General features: G+C 70.3%; 12 protein-coding genes and 4 pseudogenes. 9 read left to right on the plus strand and 7 right to left on the minus strand.

Annotated elements, in window-relative coordinates; all coding sequences use genetic code 11:
- Positions 1 to 69: 69 nt before the first annotated feature.
- The 6 genes and pseudogenes from ACWC09_RS17360 (at position 70) to ACWC09_RS17385 (ending at position 6,102) form a co-directional block, all read left to right on the plus strand.
- Positions 70 to 748 (plus strand): annotated as a pseudogene (locus ACWC09_RS17360) (M24 family metallopeptidase).
- Positions 745 to 2,505, plus strand: a complete 1,761-nt coding sequence (locus tag ACWC09_RS17365) for an SDR family oxidoreductase (protein WP_450851383.1) — start codon at positions 745 to 747, stop codon at positions 2,503 to 2,505. The pseudogene ACWC09_RS17360 and the gene ACWC09_RS17365 overlap by 4 nt, the downstream one beginning before the upstream one ends.
- A 61-nt stretch (positions 2,506 to 2,566) precedes the next feature.
- Positions 2,567 to 3,503 (plus strand): annotated as a pseudogene (locus ACWC09_RS17370) (MerR family transcriptional regulator).
- A gap of 121 nt (positions 3,504 to 3,624) precedes the next feature.
- The gene (locus ACWC09_RS17375; RefSeq protein ID WP_450851384.1) at positions 3,625 to 4,188 is read left to right on the plus strand and encodes an RNA 2'-phosphotransferase; all 564 of its coding nucleotides are present in this window, start codon (positions 3,625 to 3,627) and stop codon (positions 4,186 to 4,188) included.
- A 47-nt stretch (positions 4,189 to 4,235) separates the two neighbouring features.
- On the plus strand, positions 4,236 to 5,153 hold the full coding sequence (locus ACWC09_RS17380; protein WP_450851385.1) for an LLM class flavin-dependent oxidoreductase: 918 nt from the start codon (positions 4,236 to 4,238) through the stop codon (positions 5,151 to 5,153).
- 61 nt (positions 5,154 to 5,214) lie between these two features.
- Positions 5,215 to 6,102: an HAD hydrolase family protein gene (locus ACWC09_RS17385; protein WP_450851386.1), complete on the plus strand. Its 888-nt coding sequence runs from the start codon at positions 5,215 to 5,217 to the stop codon at positions 6,100 to 6,102.
- Positions 6,103 to 6,185: 83 nt separating this feature from the next.
- On the opposite strand, the gene ACWC09_RS17390 is transcribed toward ACWC09_RS17385, so the two are convergent.
- The 6 genes and pseudogenes from ACWC09_RS17390 to hisC all read right to left on the minus strand — a co-directional run bounded on the left by ACWC09_RS17390 (position 6,186) and on the right by hisC (position 14,928).
- The gene (locus ACWC09_RS17390; RefSeq protein ID WP_450851387.1) at positions 6,186 to 7,241 is read right to left on the minus strand and encodes a M23 family metallopeptidase; all 1,056 of its coding nucleotides are present in this window, start codon (positions 7,239 to 7,241) and stop codon (positions 6,186 to 6,188) included.
- 78 nt (positions 7,242 to 7,319) lie between these two features.
- A pseudogene (locus ACWC09_RS17395) lies at positions 7,320 to 7,525 on the minus strand (two-component system sensor kinase); the annotation flags it as partial.
- 38 nt (positions 7,526 to 7,563) lie between these two features.
- Positions 7,564 to 11,085 (minus strand): thiol reductant ABC exporter subunit CydD, encoded by a 3,522-nt coding sequence (gene cydD / locus ACWC09_RS17400; RefSeq protein ID WP_450851388.1) that lies wholly within the window; start codon positions 11,083 to 11,085, stop codon positions 7,564 to 7,566.
- Positions 11,086 to 11,097: 12 nt separating this feature from the next.
- Positions 11,098 to 12,102 (minus strand): cytochrome d ubiquinol oxidase subunit II, encoded by a 1,005-nt coding sequence (cydB, locus tag ACWC09_RS17405; RefSeq protein ID WP_450851389.1) that lies wholly within the window; start codon positions 12,100 to 12,102, stop codon positions 11,098 to 11,100.
- Positions 12,103 to 12,120: 18 nt separating this feature from the next.
- Positions 12,121 to 13,629 carry a cytochrome ubiquinol oxidase subunit I gene (locus tag ACWC09_RS17410; protein ID WP_450851390.1) on the minus strand — a complete coding sequence of 503 codons (1,509 nt, stop codon included), beginning with the start codon at positions 13,627 to 13,629 and terminating at the stop codon, positions 12,121 to 12,123.
- A gap of 219 nt (positions 13,630 to 13,848) precedes the next feature.
- Positions 13,849 to 14,928: a histidinol-phosphate transaminase gene (hisC, locus tag ACWC09_RS17415; protein WP_450851391.1), complete on the minus strand. Its 1,080-nt coding sequence runs from the start codon at positions 14,926 to 14,928 to the stop codon at positions 13,849 to 13,851.
- A 451-nt stretch (positions 14,929 to 15,379) separates the two neighbouring features.
- Between hisC and ACWC09_RS17420 the strand changes: the two genes are divergently transcribed.
- The 3 genes from ACWC09_RS17420 (at position 15,380) to ACWC09_RS17430 (ending at position 18,833) form a co-directional block, all read left to right on the plus strand.
- Positions 15,380 to 16,492 (plus strand): LacI family DNA-binding transcriptional regulator, encoded by a 1,113-nt coding sequence (locus ACWC09_RS17420; protein WP_450851392.1) that lies wholly within the window; start codon positions 15,380 to 15,382, stop codon positions 16,490 to 16,492.
- A 200-nt stretch (positions 16,493 to 16,692) separates the two neighbouring features.
- Positions 16,693 to 17,769 carry a metallophosphoesterase gene (locus ACWC09_RS17425; RefSeq protein WP_450851393.1) on the plus strand — a complete coding sequence of 359 codons (1,077 nt, stop codon included), beginning with the start codon at positions 16,693 to 16,695 and terminating at the stop codon, positions 17,767 to 17,769.
- 191 nt (positions 17,770 to 17,960) lie between these two features.
- Entirely contained in the window at positions 17,961 to 18,833 is an 873-nt protein-coding gene (locus ACWC09_RS17430) for a hypothetical protein (RefSeq protein WP_450851394.1), read from the plus strand.
- A 511-nt stretch (positions 18,834 to 19,344) separates the two neighbouring features.
- Here ACWC09_RS17430 and ACWC09_RS17435 read toward each other — a convergent pair.
- Positions 19,345 to 19,755: pseudogene (locus tag ACWC09_RS17435) on the minus strand (phosphomethylpyrimidine synthase ThiC); the annotation flags it as partial.
- Positions 19,756 to 19,815: the final 60 nt, after the last annotated feature.

The following is a 19,815-nucleotide window of genomic DNA, read 5'->3' on the forward strand; positions in this document are numbered from 1 at the left end:
CTGTCACATTCGCCAGTGTCAAGTTACGGACACGTACCGCAGTCGACGTGGACGAGGGTGGGCGGTGGCATGACGACGGCAGCGGCAGGTGAACTCGCCGCACAGCTCCCACCGGGGGCCACCGAGCGCGAGACGGCCCGTATGCAGCACGCCGCCCGGCTGCGCGAGCAGGGCGTGCGGGAGTGGTTCCACCTCCCCTTCGCCTGGTTCGGTGACCGCACGGCGTTCGTGAACTTCCGCATCCCGCTCCCGTTCTTACCGACGGACCGCCGGCTGGAGCCCGGAACGCCCTTCCTCCTCGACATGGCCCCCGTCCACGAGGGCTGTACGGCCGACATCGGCCGACTGTGTGCCGAATCCGAACAGGTGTGGCGACCAGCGGCGTTGTGTCGCCCGGTCGACCTTGTGGGCGATGACGCCGAAGGGGTGGGCGCGGTGCCGGTCGGCGTAGCCCTGGCGGACCATGAGGCGGTCCACGTCCTCGGAGATGCTCCGCAGCGGGGGGATCGCCGCCGACGCTCTGCACGGCCACCGCGAGGGCTGGTCCCCGCTGTGGTCGGCGTACCGCTTCTCCGACCATCCTCCGCGGCCCGGCCTGTGGGCGGTCGAACCCCACCTCGGATTGCGGGGCACGGGCGCGGAGTTCGAGGAGATCCCGGCTGTCACCGACTCCAGGGATCCCGAGGAGAGCGACTTCTGGCTGGACGACGATCTGCCGCACGTGCGGCGCTGGGCGGAGGAGAAGTGACGGGACTCAAAGGGGCTCGTGAGCACCGGGTGCGGACCGGCGGCATCGAGCTGTGTGTGGCCGAGCTGGGGGAGGCCGGGCAGCCGACGGTGGTGCTGGTGCACGGGTATCCGGACAGCAAGGAGGTATGGTCCGAGGTCGCGTCCCGGCTGGCCGAGCGGTTCCACGTCGTCCTCTACGACGTCCGGGGACACGGCCGTTCGACGGCACCGAAGCCCCTGCGCGGCGGCTTCACCCTGGAGAAGCTCACGGACGACTTCCTGGCGGTGATCGACGCCGTCAGCCCGGACCGGCCGGTGCATGTCGTCGGGCACGACTGGGGCTCGGTGCAGTCCTGGGAGTTCGTGACCGTCCAGCGCACCGAGGGCCGTATCGCCTCCTTCACCTCCATGTCCGGGCCGTCCCTGGACCACTTCGGCCACTGGCTGAACGGCCGTCTGAAGAAGCCCACCCCGCGCCGCGTCGGCCAGCTCCTCGGCCAGGGCGCCAAGTCCTGGTACGTGTACGCGCTGCACACGCCCGTACTGCCCGAACTGGCCTGGCGCGGCCCCCTCGGCAAGCGCTGGCCGCGCATCCTGGAGCGCTTCGAGAAGGTGCCCGGCGGCGACTACCCGACCCCCTCGCTGCCCCAGGACGCGGCGCACGGGGCCTGGCTGTACCGCGACAACGTCCGGGCCCGCCTGCGCCGTCCACGCCAGGACGCGTACGCACACGCGCCCGTGCAGCTCATCACTCCCCTCAAGGACGCCTTCCTGTCCGAGCGCCTCTACGACGAACTCGACCAGTGGGTCCCGCAGTTGACCCGCCGCACGCTCCCCGCCAAGCACTGGATACCGCGTACGCGCCCCGACCAACTGGCGGCCTGGATCACCGAGTTCGTGACGTCGGTCGAGAGCGGGGGGCCCGAGGCAGTGACACCCGACGGCAAGTACGCCGACCGCTTCGGCGGACAGCTCGTCCTGGTCACGGGCGCGGGCAGCGGCATCGGACGGGCCACGGCGTTCGCCTTCGCGGAGGCCGGCGCGCGCGTGGTCGCCGTCGACCGGGACGCGGAGGCCGCCGCCCGCACCGCCGAGCTGTCCCGGCTGATCGGCGCCCCCGAGGCCTGGGCGGAGACCGTCGACGTCTCCGACGAACAGGCCATGGAGAAGCTCGCCGACAAGGTCGCCGCCGAGTACGGCGTGGTCGACGTGCTGGTCAACAACGCCGGGATCGGACTGGGCGGCTCCTTCTTCGACACCACCCCGGAGGACTGGAAGAAGGTCCTCGACGTCAACCTGTGGGGCGTCATCCACGGATGCCGGCTCTTCGGGAAGCAGATGGCCGAGCGCGGCCAGGGCGGCCACATCGTCAACACCGCGTCCGCGGCGGCCTATCTGCCGTCCAGGGCGCTGCCCGCCTACAGCACCTCCAAGGCGGCCGTGCTGATGCTCAGCGAGTGCCTGCGCGCCGAACTGGCCGGTCAGGGCATCGGCGTGAGCGCCATCTGCCCCGGCTTCGTCAACACCAACATCACCTCGACCGCGCGGTTCGCGGGCGTGGACGCCGACGAGGAGAAGCGGCTCCAGAAGAAGTCGGCGCGACTGTACGGCCTCAGGAACTATCCACCGGAGAAGGTCGCCGACGCGATCCTGAAGGCGGTCGTACGCAACCAGGCCGTCGTACCGGTCACCCCCGAGGCCCGGGGCGCCCACCTCATGTCCCGCTTCGCCCCGCGCGCGTTGCGGGCGATCGCCCGACTGGAGCCACCGCTGTGAGCGGCGTCGTCGCTCCGCGCCGGGTACCCCTGGGGTGGTCAGCCGGGGCGAGGGCCGCGGCGTGAGCGAGGTCGCGGTCCACCGGATCGAGGACCTCGCCCACCACAGCGATGCCTCGGTCCGCACCATCCGCGCCCACCAGGACCGCGGTCTCCTCCCCCGCCCCGAGCGCCGCGGCCGCGCCAACCTCTCCTCCGACGCCCGCCTCGCCCGGCTGCACCAGCGCCGACCTCCTCGGCCGCGGCTACGCCCTCGCCTCCATCAGGGAGCTCCTGGAAGCCTGGGACACGGGACACGACCTCGGCGGCGTGCTCGGTCTGGTCGCCGAGGTGGACGGGCCGTGGACCGACGAGGGGGCGGTACGGGTCTCCCGCGCGGAGCTGGACGAGCGGTTCGGCGGCTCCCCCCACGACGCGGCGGTCGTCGACGCCGTGGAGCTCGGGGTGCTCGAACCCGTACCGGGTGACGAGGAGTCCTTCCTCGCGCCCGGCCCCCAAGAGCTCGCCGTCGCAGTCGAGTTGCATGCCGCAGGGGTCCCGCTCTCCGCGATCGCGGAACATCTGCGGGAGTTGAGGGTGCGGGTCGAGCACATCGCCGCCCGTTTCCTGGAGTTCACGGCCGAGCACGTCTTCGCCCGGTACCTGGACGGACCACACCGTCCGAGCGACACGGAGGCGGCCGAGTCGGCCTCGTTGGTACGGCGGCTGCGACCACTCGCGCGGCAGACGGTGACGCGGAACTCGCCCGGGCGATGCGCCTGTTGGCGGTACGGCAGCTGCGGCTTCACCGAGGGGAGGACGAACCCGCTGCCGGCCGGTCCGACGTCACGCTCCGTGTCCCACCCGAGGAGACAATCCGGGTGGTGGCGGAGCTGGTTGACGAGGAACGGGCGGCGGAGTTCATCGGGCTGGTCGGCTGAACGGGAGGTAAGGACAAGGGGGTTGGACGCGCTCACGTCAACGGGAGGCCCCCCAGTGGATCTTGACGAACGGGGCTGACATGTCGGGGAGTTGTCCACAGAACCGTCAAGTAGCCTGTGGATAACTACAGTTGGTTGTGGACCAAACCTCCGCACAAAAAAATCTGCGTGATCCGCGTCTCTCCCGTCATGCTGAGCGGATGAACGAAAAGGAGATGGACGAGAGACGCACCGTGAAGGTGTCGAAATACCTCTCGAAGCACCTGCGTCACCAACCCGAGCGCATCGGGCTCACGCTCGACGAATCCGGCTGGGTCGAGATCGACGAGCTGCTCGCCGCGACCGCCGCGCACAACTTCCGCATCACCCGCGAAGAGCTGGACCACGTCGTGGCCTCGAACGACAAGAAGCGCTTCGCTGTCGAAGGCACCCGCATCCGCGCCAGCCAGGGCCACAGCATCGAGGTCGAGCTGGGCCTGCCGCCGGCGACCCCGCCGGCGTACCTCTACCACGGCACCGTGGCACGCAACCTGGACGCGATCCGCACCGAAGGGCTGCGCCCCATGAACCGGCACGACGTGCACCTCTCGCCCGACCGCGAGACGGCGACCCGCGTAGGGGCTCGCCGCGGCCGACCCGTCGTCCTCTCCGTGGACGCCGGCGCCATGCACCGCGACGGCCATATCTTCCACGTCAGCGCGAACGGGGTGTGGCTGACGCAGGCCGTGCCGCCGCGGTATCTGCGGTTTCCCGAGGGACACTGAGCGTCACTGTTTCACGTGAAACACGTTCGGCCGCATACGCTCGCATCATGAGTCTGCGTCTGAGCACCGTGATCCTCCCGTACCTCCGCTGGCGCGAGGGCGGCCGTTCGGCATGGCAGCGGGCGGAGCAGCTCGGCTTCCACACCGCGTACACCTACGACCATCTGTCCTGGCGGAGCTTCAGGGACGGCCCGTGGTTCGGCGCCGTGCCGACCCTGACCGCCGCCGCGGCCGTCACCGACCAGCTGCGTCTGGGCACTCTGGTGACCTCGCCGAACTTCAGGCACCCGGTGACCCTCGCCAAGGAACTGATCTCCCTCGACGACATCTCCGGCGGCCGTGTCACCCTCGGCATCGGTGCCGGCGGCACCGGCTTCGACGCCACCGCGCTCGGCCAGGAGCCGTGGACGCCGCGCGAGCGTGCCGACCGGCTCGCCGAGTTCGTGCCGCTGCTGGACCGGCTGCTGACCGAGGACTCGGTCTCGTACGAAGGCGACTACTACTCGGCGCACGAGGCGCGCAACATCCCCGGGTGCGTCCAGCGGCCCCGGCTGCCCTTCGCGGTGGCCGCCACCGGCCCGCGTGGGCTGAGGCTCGCCGCGCGGTACGGACAGGCGTGGGTGACCACCGGCGACCCCCGGCTGTACGGGAACGGCACTCCTGAACAGTCGGTTCAGGCCATTCGCGGACAGGCCGAGAAGCTGGCCGACGCGTGCGCCGAGATCGGCCGGGACGCGGCCGAGATGGACAAGATCCTGCTCACCGGGTTCACCCCGGACCGCGCCCGCCCGCTGGAGTCCCTCGACGCGTTCGTGGACTTCGCCGGCCGCCACCGTGACCTGGGCTTCACGGAGATCGTGATCCACTGGCCCATCCCCGACTCGGACTTCGCCGCCGACGAGAAGGTCTTCGAGCAGATCGCCATGGAGGCCTTGGCACAGCTCGGCCGGTCCGACGGGGTGTGACGGTGCAGTTGAGGGCGGTAACCACTCACCCGCGTGGACTGGCGCACGGTCATGCGGGCATATGCGGGAGAATGGGCGGGTGACCTCAGCGACTCGACAGCCCGAGACCCCGGCCGCCGCCGTCCCGCCGCGGCTCATAGCCACCGATCTCGACGGCACCCTGCTGCGGGACGACAAGTCGGTCTCCCCGCGCACCGTCGCCGCCCTCGCCGCCGCCGAGGAGGCGGGCATCGAGGTCTTCTTCGTCACCGGCCGCCCGGCTCGCTGGATGGACGTCGTCAGCGACCACGTCCACGGCCACGGCCTGGCGATCTGCGGCAACGGCGCCGCCGTGGTCGACCTGCACGGCGGCCCCGGCGCCCACCGGTTCGTGAAAGTGCGGGAGCTCGCGCGGGACAACGCGATCGACGTCGTAGGACTGCTGCGGGACGCGGCGCCCGGCACGGTGTACGCGGTGGAGCAGACGTACGGCTTCTACCAGGAGCCGGACTATCCCAAGCTGCACATGGAGATCCCGGACGAGCTCGCGCCGGCCGAGGACTTGCTGGCACCGGACGCGCCCGGTGCCGGCGAGCCCGTCCTCAAGATCCTCGCGTATCACCCCACCCTCGAACCGGACGGCTTTCTCACCACCGCCCGGCTCGCCCTCGGCGACCGCGCCAACGTCACCCGCTCCAGCCCCAGCGCCCTGCTGGAGATCAGCGGCCCCGGCGTCTCCAAGGCCAGCACCCTCGCCCTGTGCTGCGCCGAGCGCGGCATCTCGCACGAGGAGGTCGTGGCCTTCGGGGACATGCCGAACGACGTCGAGATGCTGACCTGGGCAGGGCAGTCGTATGCGATGGCCAATGCCCACCCGGACGTGATCGCCGCGGCCTCGGGTCGGACGGTGGCCAACAACGACGACGGTGTGGCGGTCGTGATCGAGCGGATGCTGGCGCAGCGGCTGTAGAAGGCCGTAAGCCGTAAGGCCGTAAGGGGCAGCGACAGTGGAGCGCACCCCCTGCACACGAGTCGGCGACGCCCGCCCCACGCCTATCCCACCGGCACACCCCGCGCCGCCAGCCACGGCACCGGGTCCACCGCCGACCCCATCTCCGGTGTGACCCGTACCTCGAAGTGCAGGTGCGGGCCGGTGGAGTTGCCGGTGGTGCCCGACTGGGCGATCCACTGCCCCGTGCCGACATGTTCGCCCGGGTCGACGGTGACCGCGGCGAGATGGCCGTACTGCGTGTAGTAGCCGCCGGGGTGTTCGATCACGATCTGGATGCCGAAGGCGCCCCCGCACGACACGCTCACCACCCGCCCCGCGCCCACCGCCCGCACCGGCGTCCCGATCGGCACCGCGAAATCCTGCCCGGTGTGCCGGTTGGCCCACCGGTCGCCGCCACTGCCGAATCCGGCCGACAACTGGTATGTCTCCACGGGCGTGACCCACGCCTGCGTGAACTGCGTGCGCGGCTGGTCCAGCCGCACCGCGCCCCGGCAACTGCCCGCCGCGACCGAGGCGTCCGCCTCGCCCTGCAACTGCCCACGCGCCGCTTCCAGTTTCTGCTCGATACCGCTCTTCAGCGCCGCGAGTTCGGTCCTCCGCTTCTCCAGGACCTGCCAGGACGCCGCGGCCTTCGCCTCGTCGGCGGCGAGCCGCGCCTCGGCCCGCCGGCTCTTGGCGACCGCGTTCTCCAGCGCCAGATTGGCCTGCGAGAACACATGCTGACCCCGCATCAGTTCGTCCGGGCTGCGCGCGAGCACGATCTGCGCCGTCAGCGGCAGCCCGCCACCCGTCCGGTACTGGGCGCGGGCGATCCGTCCCAGGCCGTCGTGCATGACGGCGAGCTCCCGCCGCTCCCGGTCGAGCAGCGCGTCGGCCAGCTGCGCCCGTACCTGCTGCGCCTCGGCGCCCTGTCGGCCCGCCTCGTACTGCTGTGTCGCGACGGCCGCGTCCTGGTACAGCCGCGCCACCTGAACGCTGATCCCCGGATCGTCCCCGCCCGCCGGTTCGCCGTCGGCTGCCGCCGGCCGGGCCGCGAGCACCGCCAGCGCGCACAGCAGCGCGGGAATGAGCAGCGAATGACGGCGAGGTGAGCGCATGTCAGCGATCGTGGCCCAAACCCTGGCGGGCGGGCCTGTTGAAGTCGTGCAGCCGGGGGAACCGTTGCTGCGGACGGGTCAGTACGGCGCCTGCCACACCACCGTCGCACCGCTGCCGTCCGCCCCGGTACCCCGCCCGTGCCAACTGTCGCCGCCGAGCGACTCCGCGCGCCGTTCGAGGTTCCCGAGGCCGCTGCGGCGGCCGCCTTCGGGGATGCCGACGCCGTTGTCCGCAACCGTCAGGCATACGCCGGGCGTCCGCCCGGCAGAGTCGCCGTCGCCTCGTCCCATTTGTTACGGATACTCGAGAGCGCGCCCGGCGTTATGCGGCGCCGACCAGCAACTCCGCCTCCACCTCCCGCTCCACCATCCCCCGCAACGGCCCCGGCACAGCGGCCAGCTCCGCGTACGTCCCCCGCTGCACCACACGCCCCTCGTCCAGTACGACGACCTCGTCGACCGCCTCCAGACCGGCCAGCCGGTGCGTGATGAGCAACGTCGTCCGCCCTTCGGTGGCGGCCAGCAGATCGGCGGTGAGCGCATCGGCCGTGGGCAGGTCGAGATGCTCGGCCGGCTCGTCGAGGATCAGCACCGGGAAGTCGGCCAGCAGCGCCCGGGCGAGCGCCAGCCGCTGCCGCTGCCCGCCCGACAACCGTGCCCCGTGCTCTCCTACGAGTGTGTCGAGCCCGTCGGGCAGGCCGTCGGCCCAGTCGAGCAGCCGGACCCGCCGCAGGGCGTCGCGCAGCTCGTCCTCGCCGGCGCCCTTCTTCGCGAGCAGCAGGTTCTCACGCACCGAGCTGTCGAAGAGGTGCGCGTCCTGGGCGCACAGCCCGACGAGCCGTCGTACGTCGTCGCCGTCGAGGGCGTACGCGTCCACGCCGGCCAGTGTGTACGAACCCGCACCGGCGTCCAGGAACCGCAGCAGCGTCTGCGCGAGGGTCGTCTTGCCGGAGCCGGACGGTCCGACCACGGCGATCCGGCGCCCCTGGTCGAGGGTCAGGTCGAGGCCGCCGAGCGCGTCCCGGTCCTGGCCCGCGTGGCGGGCCGTCAGGCCCTTGAGGACGAGCGGGAAGGGCGAGGCGGGCGCCTGCCGGGGCTGCTCCGGCTCCCGCACCGGCTCGGGCGCGTCCAGCACCTCGTACACGCGCTCCGCGCTCCTGCGCACCCTCTGCCGGTACTGCACGGCGAGGGGCAGCCCGAGGACGGCCTCGAAGGCAGCCAGCGGGGTGAGGACGACGACGGCCATCGCCACGCCGCCCAGCCTGCCGTCAACGACGCCCTGGGCGCCTGCGAGGGCGGTGGCTGCGACGGTGAGGCCCGAGATCAGCGCGGTGAGTCCGTCGCCGAGCGCGGTGGCGGTGGCGGCGCGGGAGGCGATCCGGGTGAGCGTGCCATCGGCCCGTCGCGCCTCGGCGGTACGGGCGGGCAGGGCGCCGGCGACGGTCAGCTCGGCGGTGCCGGTGAGCAGGTCGGTCACGCGCGTCGCCAGTTCTCCTCGGGCGGGGGCCAGCCTGCGCTCGGCGCGTCGGGCGACGGCACCGGTGACCAGCGGGACACCGACACCGGCCGCGACCAGGCCCACGGCGAGGGCGGCACCGGCCTCGGGCAGCAGCCACGCCGTGAACGCGACGGAGGCGGCGGACACCAGCGCCGCGGAACCGGCGGGCAGCAGCCAGCGCAGCCAGTAGTCCTGCAGGGCGTCCACATCGGCGACGAGCCGCGAGAGCAGGTCCCCGCGGCGCGTGCGGCGCAGCCCGGCGGGCGCCAGCCGCTCCAGGCGCCGGTAGACGGCGACCCTCGTGTCGGCGAGCATCCGCAGCACGGCGTCGTGCGACACCAGCCGCTCGGCGTACCGGAACACGGCCCGCCCGATCCCGAAGGCCCGCGTGGCCGTCACGGCCACCATCAGATACAGCACCGGCGGCTGCTGCGAGGCCCGCGAGATCAGCCACCCGGAGGTGGCCATGAGGCCCACGGCGCTGCCGAGGGCGAGGCTGCCGAGGAGGAGGGCCAGGGCGAGTCGGCTGCGGTGGGGGGCGGACGTGGAGCGGACTCGGGTGAGGGTGCGGGCGGTGGGCTTGGTGGGCTCGGCGATCGCTTGTTCAGACAGTGGTATGTCACATACCACTGTCTGCTCGGTCCTGGGGAACAGTGCTATGTCACATACCACTGCCTGCTCGACCCGAGCCCGCCCCTCCCCAGCACCGGCCACCACCGGCTCCTCCACCCGCACCACCCGCCCCGCCACCCCGAGCAAGGCCGGCCGATGCACCACCAGCAGCACCGTCCGCCCCACGGCCAGCCGTCGTACCGTCTCCACGATCTCCGCCTCGGTCGCCCCGTCCAGCGCGGCCGTCGGCTCGTCGAGCAGCAGGACGGGCCGGTCGGCGAGGAACGCCCGGGCCAGCGCGAGCCGTTGGCGCTGTCCGGCAGAGAGACCGGTGCCGTCCTCGCCGAGCTCGGTGTCGACCCCGGCGGGCAGCGCGTCCACGAATTCCAGGGCCCCGGCATCCTCCAACGCCTGTCGTACGGCGGCGTCGTCGGCGTCGGGACGGGCCAGCCGTACGTTCTCCGCGATCGTCCCGGCGAACAGCTGCGGCCGCTGCGGCACCCACGCGATCTGCGACCGCCACTGCTCCGGATCGACGTCCGCGAGATCGGCGCCGCCGACCCGCACCCGCCCCTCGGTCGCCGGCACGAACCCCAACAGCACATGCAGCAGCGTCGACTTGCCCGCGCCGCTCGGTCCGACGAGCGCGACCGTCTCCCCGGGCTCGACGGCGAAGGACACGTCCGACACGGCCTCCTCGGCCCGCCCGGGATAGCGGACCGTCAGGCCCTCGAAGGCGATGCGCCCGGCTGGGACAGCCGCCGTACCGTTCGCCGGCACGGGCGTTTCCAGGACGGCGAAGATCTCCTCGGCCGCCGCGAGTCCCTCCGCCGCCGCGTGGTACTGCGCACCGACCTGCCGAAGCGGCAGATACGCCTCGGGCGCGAGCACCAGGATGACCAGTCCGGTGTACAGGTCCATCTCGCCGTGCACCAGCCGCATGCCGATCGTCACGGCGACCAGCGCCACCGACAGCGTGGAGAGCAGCTCCAGCGCGAAGGACGAGATGAAGGCGATCCGCAGGGTCCGCATGGTCGCCTGCCGGTACTCGCCGGTGATGCGCTTGATCGACTCGGCCTGCGCCTTGGCCCGTCCGAACACCTTCAGTGTCGGCAGCCCGGCCACCACGTCCAGGAAGTGCCCGGACAGCCGGGACAGCAACTGCCACTGACGGTCCATCCGGGACTGCGTGGCCCAGCCGATCAGGGCCATGAAGAGGGGGATGAGCGGCAGGGTGGCGACGATGATCGCCGCCGAGACCCAGTCCTCGGTGACGATCCGGGCGAGCACCGCCACCGGCACGACGACCGCGAGCCCCAACTGCGGGAGGTAGCGGGAGAAGTAGTCGTCCAGGGCGTCGACTCCGCGGGTTGCCAGAGCGACGAGGGAGCCGGTCCGCTGCCCGCTCAGCCAGCCGGGCCCCAGCGCGACCGCACGCTCCAGCAACCGCCCCCGCAGCTCCGACTTCACCGCGGCACTCGCGCGATGAGCGGCAAGCTCGGTCAGCCAGGAGACCAGCGCGCGTCCACCCGCCACCGCCACCAACAGCAGCAGGGGAGTGCGGAGTTCAGCGACCGTCATCCCGTGCTGGAAGGCGCCGACCACCACTTCGGCGATGAGCATCGCCTGGGCGATGACCAGCGCCGCCCCGACGGCGCCCAGGCCGACGACCGCCACCAGGAAGAGGCGGGTGGCACGGGCGTATCGGAGCAGACGCGGGTCGATTGGTTTCACGTGAAACACACCTCAGTGCGCGGTTTCAGCGATGTGCTGTGTTCCGATGCGCTTGCGGAACACCCAGTAGGTCCACCCCTGGTAGAGCAGGACGAGCGGCGTGGCGATACCGGCACACCAGGTCATGATCTTCAGGGTGTACGGGCTCGACGAGGCGTTGGTGACCGTGAGGCTCCAGTCCCCGTTGAGCGACGACGGCATGACGTTCGGGAAGAGCGAGAGGAAGAGCATCGCCACGGCGGCCACGATCGTGACCCCGGAGAGCGCGAACGACCAGCCCTCACGTCCGGCCTGGTTTGCCACCAGCGCGGCGACCAGCGCGGCCACGGCCACGATCAGCGCGACGAGGCTCTGACCGTCACCGCTGTCGACCTGAGTCCAGAGCAGGAAGATCAGCGCCACCACAGCGGTGACGAGACCGACCTGCAGCGCCAGCTTCCGCGCCCGCTCCCGGATGTCCCCGACCGTCTTGAGCGCGGTGAACACCGCCCCGTGGAAGGTGAAGAGCGTCAGCGTGACGAGGCCGCCGAGGAGCGCGTACGGGTTGAGCAGGTCCCAGAGGCTGCCGACGTACTCGAAGTTCTTGTCGATCTTCACGCCCCGGACGATGTTGCCGAAGGCCACGCCCCACAGGAACGCGGGGAGCAGCGAGGTCCAGAAGATCGCGGTCTCCCAGTTGCGCTGCCAGTTCTCCTCGGGCCGCTTGGCGCGGTACTCGAAGGCGACGCCTCGGATGATCAGGCAGACCAGGATGGCCAGCAGCGGCAGGTAGAAGCCGGAGAAGAGCGTGGCGTACCACTCGGGGAAGGCGGCGAAGGTCGCGCCGCCCGCCGTGAGCAGCCAGACCTCGTTGCCGTCCCAGACGGGCCCGATGGTGTTGATCAGGACCCGCTTCTCGGGCCGGTTCCGGGCGAGCAGCTTGGTGAGGATGCCGACCCCGAAGTCGAAGCCCTCCAGGAAGAAGTAGCCGGTCCACAGGACGGCGATGAGCACGAACCAGACGTCGTGAAGTTCCATGACTCGATCTCCCTGGGCCTAGTACGAGAAGGCCATCGGCTTGTCGGCGTCACGGTCGTCGCCGCCGATCTTCGTGGGCGGGTTGAGGTCGGCCTCGGTGAGTTCGGGCGGGCCGGCCTTGACGTACTTCACGAGCAGCTTGACCTCGACGACGGCGAGGACGGCGTACAGCGCGGTGAAGGTGATCATCGAGATGAGGACCTCGGCCTGGGAGACGCCGGGGGAGACCGCCTGACGGGTCTGCAGGACACCGTAGACGACCCACGGCTGACGGCCCATCTCGGTGAAGATCCAGCCCCAGGAGTTGGCGATCAGCGGGAAGCCCAGGGTCCAGATGGCCACCAGCCAGTACAGCCTGCCGAGCTTCGGGCTGAGCGCCTTGTTCCTGAACAGGACCAGATGGGGTACCTCGTCCTCGCCCACCCTCAGGTGCTGCGGCAGCATGAACTTCTTGCGGGTCAGCCAGAGTCCGACGATGCCGATGACGAAGGACGCCATGCCGAAGCCGATCATCCAGCGGAACGCCCAGAAGGTGACCGGGATGATGGGCCGGTAGTCGCCGGGGCCGTACTTCTCCTGCTCGGCCTTGTTGGTGTCGTTGATGCCGGGGACGTGCGAGTTGAAGTTGTCGTCGGCCAGGAAGGACAGTATTCCGGGAATCGACAGTTCGACGGTGTTGTGGCCCTTGCTGACGTCGCCGTACGCGAAGATCGAGAACGGCGCCGAGTCCTGGCCGTCCCACAGCGCCTCGGCGGCGGCCATCTTCATCGGCTGCTGCTTGAACATGACCTTGCCGAGGGTGTCACCGCTGATCGCGGTGAGCAGGCCGGCGATGACCACGGTGACCAGGCCCAGCCGCAGCGAGGTCTTCATCACCCGGACGTGCTTCTTGCGGAACAGGTGGAAGGCCGCGATGCCGACCATGAAGGCGCCGCCGGTCAGGAAGGACGCGGAGAGCGTGTGGAAGGCCTGGGCCAGCGCGGTGTTCTGGGTCAGCACGTGCCAGAAGTCGGTGAGTTCGGCACGGCCCTTGGCCTTGTTGATCCGGTAGCCGACCGGGTGCTGCATCCAGGAGTTGGCCGCGAGGATGAAGTACGCCGACAGGATCGTGCCGATCGACACCATCCAGATACAGGCCAGATGGATCTTCTTCGGCAGCTTGTCCCAGCCGAAGATCCACAGGCCGATGAAGGTCGACTCGAAGAAGAAGGCGATCAGGGCCTCGAAGGCGAGGGGGGCGCCGAAGATGTCGCCGACGAACCGTGAGTAGTCGGACCAGTTCATGCCGAACTGGAACTCCTGCACGATGCCGGTGACCACCCCCATCGCGATGTTGATCAGGAAGAGCTTGCCCCAGAACTTCGTCGCCCTGAGGTACTTCTCGTTCTCGGTGCGTACCCACGCCGTCTGAAGGCCGGCCGTGAGGGCGGCCAGCGAGATCGTCAGGGGAACGAACAGGAAGTGGTAGACGGTCGTGATGCCGAACTGCCAGCGCGCCAGAGTCTCCGGCGCCAAAGCCAGGTCCACGTCGCCGCTCCTTACCTCACAGGCTCGTGAAACATACGCTTGTGAAAGCGTTCACATTCACAAGCAAGTATGACGCATCCCCGTTCGCCGCGGGATGGGCGGGGGGTCCCTAAGCCGGTCCGATAGGTCCCATGAGGGATGGACCGGTCGGACCATGGCATGCACAGGGCGTCCTGGTTTCACGTGGAACGAGGACGCCCCGCAGTGTCCGGACGGCCTTCACAGCTCCTTGCGGAACCCTTCCGCCACCTTGAGGAAGATGTCGTTCGCCTCGGTCTCGCCGACCGTCACCCGCACGCCTTCGCCGGGGAACGGCCGCACCACCACGCCGTGCTGCTCGCACGCCTGGGCGAACGCGACCGTGTGCTCCCCCAGCCGCAGCCACACGAAGTTGGCCTGGGTCTCGGGCACCGTCCAGCCCTGCGCCCGCAGCGCGTCGACCACGCGATTGCGCTCGCAGACCAACGAGCCGACCCGGCCCAGCAGTTCGTCCTCGGCACGCAGCGAGGCGATCGCCGCCTCCTGCGCCAGCTGGCTCACGCCGAACGGCACCGCCGTCTTGCGCAGCGCCGCCGCCACCGGCTCATGGGCGATCGCGAAGCCGACCCGCAGACCGGCGAGGCCGTACGCCTTGGAGAACGTGCGCAGCACGCAGACGTTCGGGCGCTCGCGGTACAGCTCCACGCCGTCCGGGACCTCGGGGTCACGGATGAACTCGCGGTAGGCCTCGTCCAGGACGACCAGCACATCGCTCGGCACCCGGTCGAGGAACCGCTCCAGCTCGGCCCGCTTCACGACCGTGCCGGTCGGGTTGTTGGGGTTGCAGACGAAGATCAGACGCGTGCGGTCGGTGATCGCTTCCGCCATGGCGTCCAGGTCGTGGACGTCACCCGGCGTCAGCGGCACCTGCACCGACCTCGCGCCGCTGATCTGCGTGATGATCGGGTACGCCTCGAAGGACCGCCAGGCGTAGATCACTTCGTCGCCGGGGCCCGAGGTCGCCTGGATCAGCTGCTGGGCGACGCCGACCGAGCCGGTGCCGGTGGCCAGGTGGGCGAGCGGGACGCCGAAGCGGTCGGACAGCTCGTTCATCAGGCCCGTGCAGGCCATGTCCGGGTAGCGGTTGAAGGACGAGACGGCGGCCGTGACGGTCTCCATCACCCCGGGCAGCGGCGGATAGGGGTTCTCGTTGGAGGACAGCTTGTAGGCCACCGGGCCACCGGCCGCGGCGGGCTTGCCCGGCTTGTAGGTGGGGATACCCTCCAGCTCGGCGCGCAGCTTGGGGCTCGTCTCGCTCACCGCAGTCCTCCTCGCGACCACCGGCGGCCCGTCCGCGCCGCCGGCTTCCAATACTTCTCACCTTATGAGGATTCGGCGCCGCTGCGTACAGGTGAGGGGCGACCTCGTACAGCCGGAGATCCGGCCGGAGATCTGACCTCATCCGTACCACAGGCATCAGGGGCATCACCGTACGAAGGCAGACGAATCCAGGGGCGCGGCCGCATATATCTGTGCGCCGGTGGCTCACGCCCTGGCGCGCATCACCCGTGCAGGTGAGTTGAGACCTCTTCGAAACATCGACGACTTGGCAGGCTCATGCGTGCCGACAAGTCACGTAGTGCCATTGGATCGTTCAACTGACTGCCTTTCAAAGGTAGTTGACGGTAAATGACCTTGCAGAAACGTGCCTGTCAACGCGTGCATATGCGTCCGCCCTACCCCACCGCATGAGCCCTACTATCGGCTCGCCATGACAGCAGCAGGGAAGCACCAGGTGAGCCGCGCGGAAACCTCCCGTCGAGGCAGCCGGCCGGGCCGGGCGGGCATCAGAGACGTGGCCGCCGCCGCCGGAGTCTCCATCACGACCGTCTCCGACGCCCTGAACGGCAAGGGCAGGCTCCCGGACGCCACCCGCCGCCATGTCCGCGAGGTCGCCGACCGATTGGGATATCGCCCGTCGGCGGCGGCCCGAACCCTCCGTACCGGAAAGTCGGGCCTCATCGGCCTGACCGTGACGACGTACGGGGATGAACCTTTCACCTTCACCGAGTTCGCGTACTTCGCGGAGATGGCGAGAGCCGCGACCTCGGCCGCGCTCGCCCGCGGCTACGCGCTCGTGATCCTGCCGGCGACCTCGCGCCACGACGTGTGGTCGAACGTCGCCCTGGACGGCACGGTCGTCATCGACCCGTCCGACCAGGACCCGGTGGTCAGCGAACTCGTCCGGCAGGGGCTGCCGGTCGTCTCCGACGGCCGCCCGGCCGGCGCCCTGCCGGTCACCGCGTGGGTCGACAACGATCACGAGGCCGCCGTCCTCGGCATCCTCGACCACCTGGCCGCCGCCGGCGCCCGCCGCATCGGCCTGCTCACCGGGACGACGACGGACACGTACACCCATCTGTCGACCACGGCGTACCTGCGCTGGTGCGAGCGTGTCGGCCAGGACCCGGTGTACGAGGCCTATCCGGCGCACGACCCGTGTGCGGGCGCGGTGGCCGCCGACCGGCTGCTCGCCCGCCCGGACCGGCCGGACGCGGTCTACGGGCTGTTCGACCCGAACGGCACCGATCTGCTCGCCGCCGCCCGCCGCTACGGTCTGCGCGTACCGGACGACCTGCTTCTGGTCTGCTGCAGCGAATCGACCGTGTACGCGAACACCGAACCGCCCATCACGACACTCTCACTGAAGCCCCGTCGCATCGGCACGGCGGTCGTGCAGCTCCTCATCGACGCGATCGAGGGGGTCGCATCGGACCAACCGGTCGAGCAGGTGATACCGACGGAGCTGATCGTGCGCACCTCGTCACAGCGTCGTGCGCCGCGCACGACGGTCAGCCCCCCGCGATCGCCCGAAGGGAAGTAGAACAAGCGCTGTCAGCAGCGGTCGAAGCCCTGCCCAATCGGGGCGAAAGCCGCGGTGAACTGGACTCTTGCGCCGATTCACCACCCCTGGGTCATCACATGGCGCGATCCGCATTCCTATGATGGGCCCACGACACCGCGGGCCGCTGCGACCAGGCAGTCCGAAGCGGTGCAGATGCGGCGCGATGGTGGAGGGGTCTGATGACTCAGGGGGCCGGTCAGGGACCCGAGGCGGAGCGGACGGCGACGTTGCGCGACTTCCGGGTACCCGCGTACGTCCACGAGACCGGTCCGTACGGCCACAGCACGCACCCCGGCGATGTCGTACCGGCGCACGAGGAGGCGTACCCCGAGGGGTACACACCGACCGAGCGGGACCTGCCCGTCGTCAACCGCGGTGACACGCTTCAGGTGTCCGTCGACCCGACGGCCCTGGGCGTTCCGCAGCAGGCGGACGGCGTGGGTCCGCTCTACGTCGTCGGGGACGTGCACGGCTACCTCGACGAACTGGTGGCCGCCCTCCAGGAGCAGGGCCTGATCGACTCCGCCGGGAACTGGTGCGCGGGCACGGCCCGGCTGTGGTTCCTCGGCGACTTCACCGACCGCGGTCCCGACGGCATCGGCGTCATCGATCTGGTGATGCGGCTGTCCGCCGAGGCGGCCGCGTCCGGCGGCTACTGCAAGGCGCTCATGGGCAACCACGAGCTGCTGCTGCTCGGTGCCAAGCGGTTCGGCGACACCCCCGTCAACTCCGGCGCGGGCACCGCCACCTTCCAGGCGGCCTGGCTGCTCAACGGCGGCCAGAAGACCGACATGGACAGACTCCAGGACCACCACCTCCAGTGGATGGCCCGCCTGGACGCCGTCGAAGAGGTCGACGGCTATCTGCTCGTCCACTCGGACACCACCGCCTACCTCGACTACGGCGACTCGATCGAGGCCGTCAACGACACCGTGCGCGAGACGCTCACACGCAACGACGCCGACGAGTGCTGGGATCTGTTCCGCAAGTTCACCAAGCGCTTCTCCTTCCGCGACGAAGGGGGTGCAGACGCCGTACGCTCCCTGCTGGATACGTACGGCGGCACCCGCATCGTTCACGGTCACAGCCCGATTCCCTATCTGCTGGGCGAGGTCGGCTCCGAGGACGGCGAGGACAACTCCGGACCGGTGGTCGACGGACCACACGTCTACGCCGAAGGCCTGGCCATCGCGATGGACGGCGGGGTGACCATGGCCGGAAAGCTGCTGGTCCAGCAACTTCCCCTGGATGTCTGAGCATTCGACGGGCAGGCGCCCCCACGGAGGAAACGCGATATACGGCGCAGGCCAGGGCCCAATTTCTTCAAACCCCCTGTTACCGTGTGCCGTCCCCGCTCTACCATCGGCTTATCCGTAGCAGGCTCCCCTCCGTTTCTGCCCGACGGCTCGTTGGCATGCGAGCCCCAAGCCCTACGGAGCATCGGGGGATGCACATGAACAGCGTTCCGCAGCACCTGCTGAGCGAGGACCGCCAGGAGTACGAGCGGGTCCTCGATGAGGCGCTGCGCTCCGCCCCAAACCGCCCGGAGCTGGCCACGGTCGGCCAGCGGCTCAACCCCGAACAGCTGCGCACCATGGCGCTGAACGCCACCGCACTCATCACGGTGGCCGCGGCGACCGAGTACCAGCACTACGTGAAGGTCCGCGAGGAACTGCGCCACCCGGCGTCGTCCACCCCTGCGTCCACCCGCGAATCCGGCTCCTCGGAACCGGGCACGGGCGCGCTGGGGCTCGCGGCCACCCTCGGCGAGACTGTCGAGCCGGCCGGTGCGGGCGCCGTCGCCGTCGCCGCCGTCCTCGCACCCGTCCTCGCCGGGACAGCCGCGGCGATCTTCCTGCTCGTCGGCTACATCATCAGGTCCCTCGCCCCCAAGGAGGGGTTCGGCAAGACGATGATCACGGCCGGCTGGGTGTTCGGCGCCATGACCGCGGTCGCGATCGTCGTCGCCTGTGTGGGGCTGCTCCTCACCGCCCTGCGCAACCGGCCCGCCCTGGAGTCCGGTCCGTACGGCGAACTGAGCGGGGAGGTGTCCCGGGCCAGGGAAGCCTGGCGCGAGGCGCTCCTGGAGCGCGGTGTCCTGCCGTTCCTTCGGGAGGCACTGGCCGACCCCGGCGCCGCCGCCGCGGCACTGCACAGCCCCACGCCGTCGGCACCGACCAGCCGTATGCCGCACCTCGGCTACGACCGACCGGGCTTCACCAGCCCGGACGACGGCCCGGCCCGCGGCCCCCGGCCGAGCTTCTCTAGCCCGGACTACACCAGCCCGGACTTCGGAGGCCCGGAACACCAGCCGGAGTAAGGCTCGGCTTGCGCCCTCCACCACGGGGTCCCTTCGGGGAGGGTCCCTTTGGCGGAGCGCAAGCCGAACGCCCGGACGCCCGAGGTCGGTCCGCGAGCGGCAGGCACACCTTGTTGCCCGCCACCGCGACCTTCTTCGGCCTTTGGGCCATGCCGTTCTCGATCTCCTCCCGGCTTCCGCCGTCCTCGCGGCGGATGTCCCGGGAGATCTTCATGCCGGGGAACATCCACCGGCATTTCGGGCGTGCCGTCCCGCGTGCGCCGGCCTCGGGTCGGGGCCGCCTCAGCCATCCGCACGGCTCCGAACGAGTGGACTCGCCGGAACATGATCGGAAAGCGAGTCTGTGCGACGAGTCGCCGATGGTGCTGTTGCCGTCCGAGGCCGTGACCGGAAGAGGCACTCCGCCATGCGAGGCGCTACGGCCCCATGAGGTGGGGTGCGACCGGTGGGCGCCGTTCCGGAGAACGAAGTCTCCTGAAACGGCGCTCACTTGTGTTCAATCGCTTGTGCGTCAATCGGCGATCGGCAGGTACACCCGGTTCCCGCTCGCCGCGAACTCCTTCGACTTCTGGGCCATGCCGTCCTCGATCTCCGCCCGGCTTCCGCCGTGCTCGCGGCGGATGTCCTGCGAGATCTTCATGGAGCAGAACTTCGGCCCGCACATCGAGCAGAAGTGGGCCGTCTTGGCCGGCTCCGCAGGGAGGGTCTCGTCGTGGAACTCCCGTGCCGTGTCCGGATCCAGGGCGAGGTTGAACTGGTCCTCCCACCGGAACTCGAAGCGGGCGTCGGAGAGGGCGTCGTCCCAGTCCTGTGCTCCGGGGTGGCCCTTGGCGAGGTCGGCCGCGTGGGCGGCGATCTTGTAGGTGATGACGCCGGTCTTGACGTCGTCCCGGTTGGGCAGGCCCAGATGCTCCTTGGGCGATCAGGCCCCACTGGACCTTGGTGAGCCCGGCGCCCACCCCGACGGCGACGGCGACGGCCA

The organism is Streptomyces sp. NPDC001617, assembly GCF_053596855.1.

Coding starts and splice junctions, on each gene's coding strand:
- ACWC09_RS17375 (WP_450851384.1), top strand. CDS start 3,625: ATGAACGAAAAGGAGATGGACGAGAGACGCACCGTGAAGGTGTCGAAA.
- ACWC09_RS17380 (WP_450851385.1), top strand. CDS start 4,236: ATGAGTCTGCGTCTGAGCACCGTGATCCTCCCGTACCTCCGCTGGCGC.
- ACWC09_RS17385 (WP_450851386.1), top strand. CDS start 5,215: ATGCGGGAGAATGGGCGGGTGACCTCAGCGACTCGACAGCCCGAGACC.
- ACWC09_RS17390 (WP_450851387.1), bottom strand. CDS start 7,241: ATGCGCTCACCTCGCCGTCATTCGCTGCTCATTCCCGCGCTGCTGTGC.
- cydB (WP_450851389.1), bottom strand. CDS start 12,102: ATGGAACTTCACGACGTCTGGTTCGTGCTCATCGCCGTCCTGTGGACC.
- ACWC09_RS17420 (WP_450851392.1), top strand. CDS start 15,380: ATGACAGCAGCAGGGAAGCACCAGGTGAGCCGCGCGGAAACCTCCCGT.
- ACWC09_RS17425 (WP_450851393.1), top strand. CDS start 16,693: ATGACTCAGGGGGCCGGTCAGGGACCCGAGGCGGAGCGGACGGCGACG.
- ACWC09_RS17430 (WP_450851394.1), top strand. CDS start 17,961: ATGCACATGAACAGCGTTCCGCAGCACCTGCTGAGCGAGGACCGCCAG.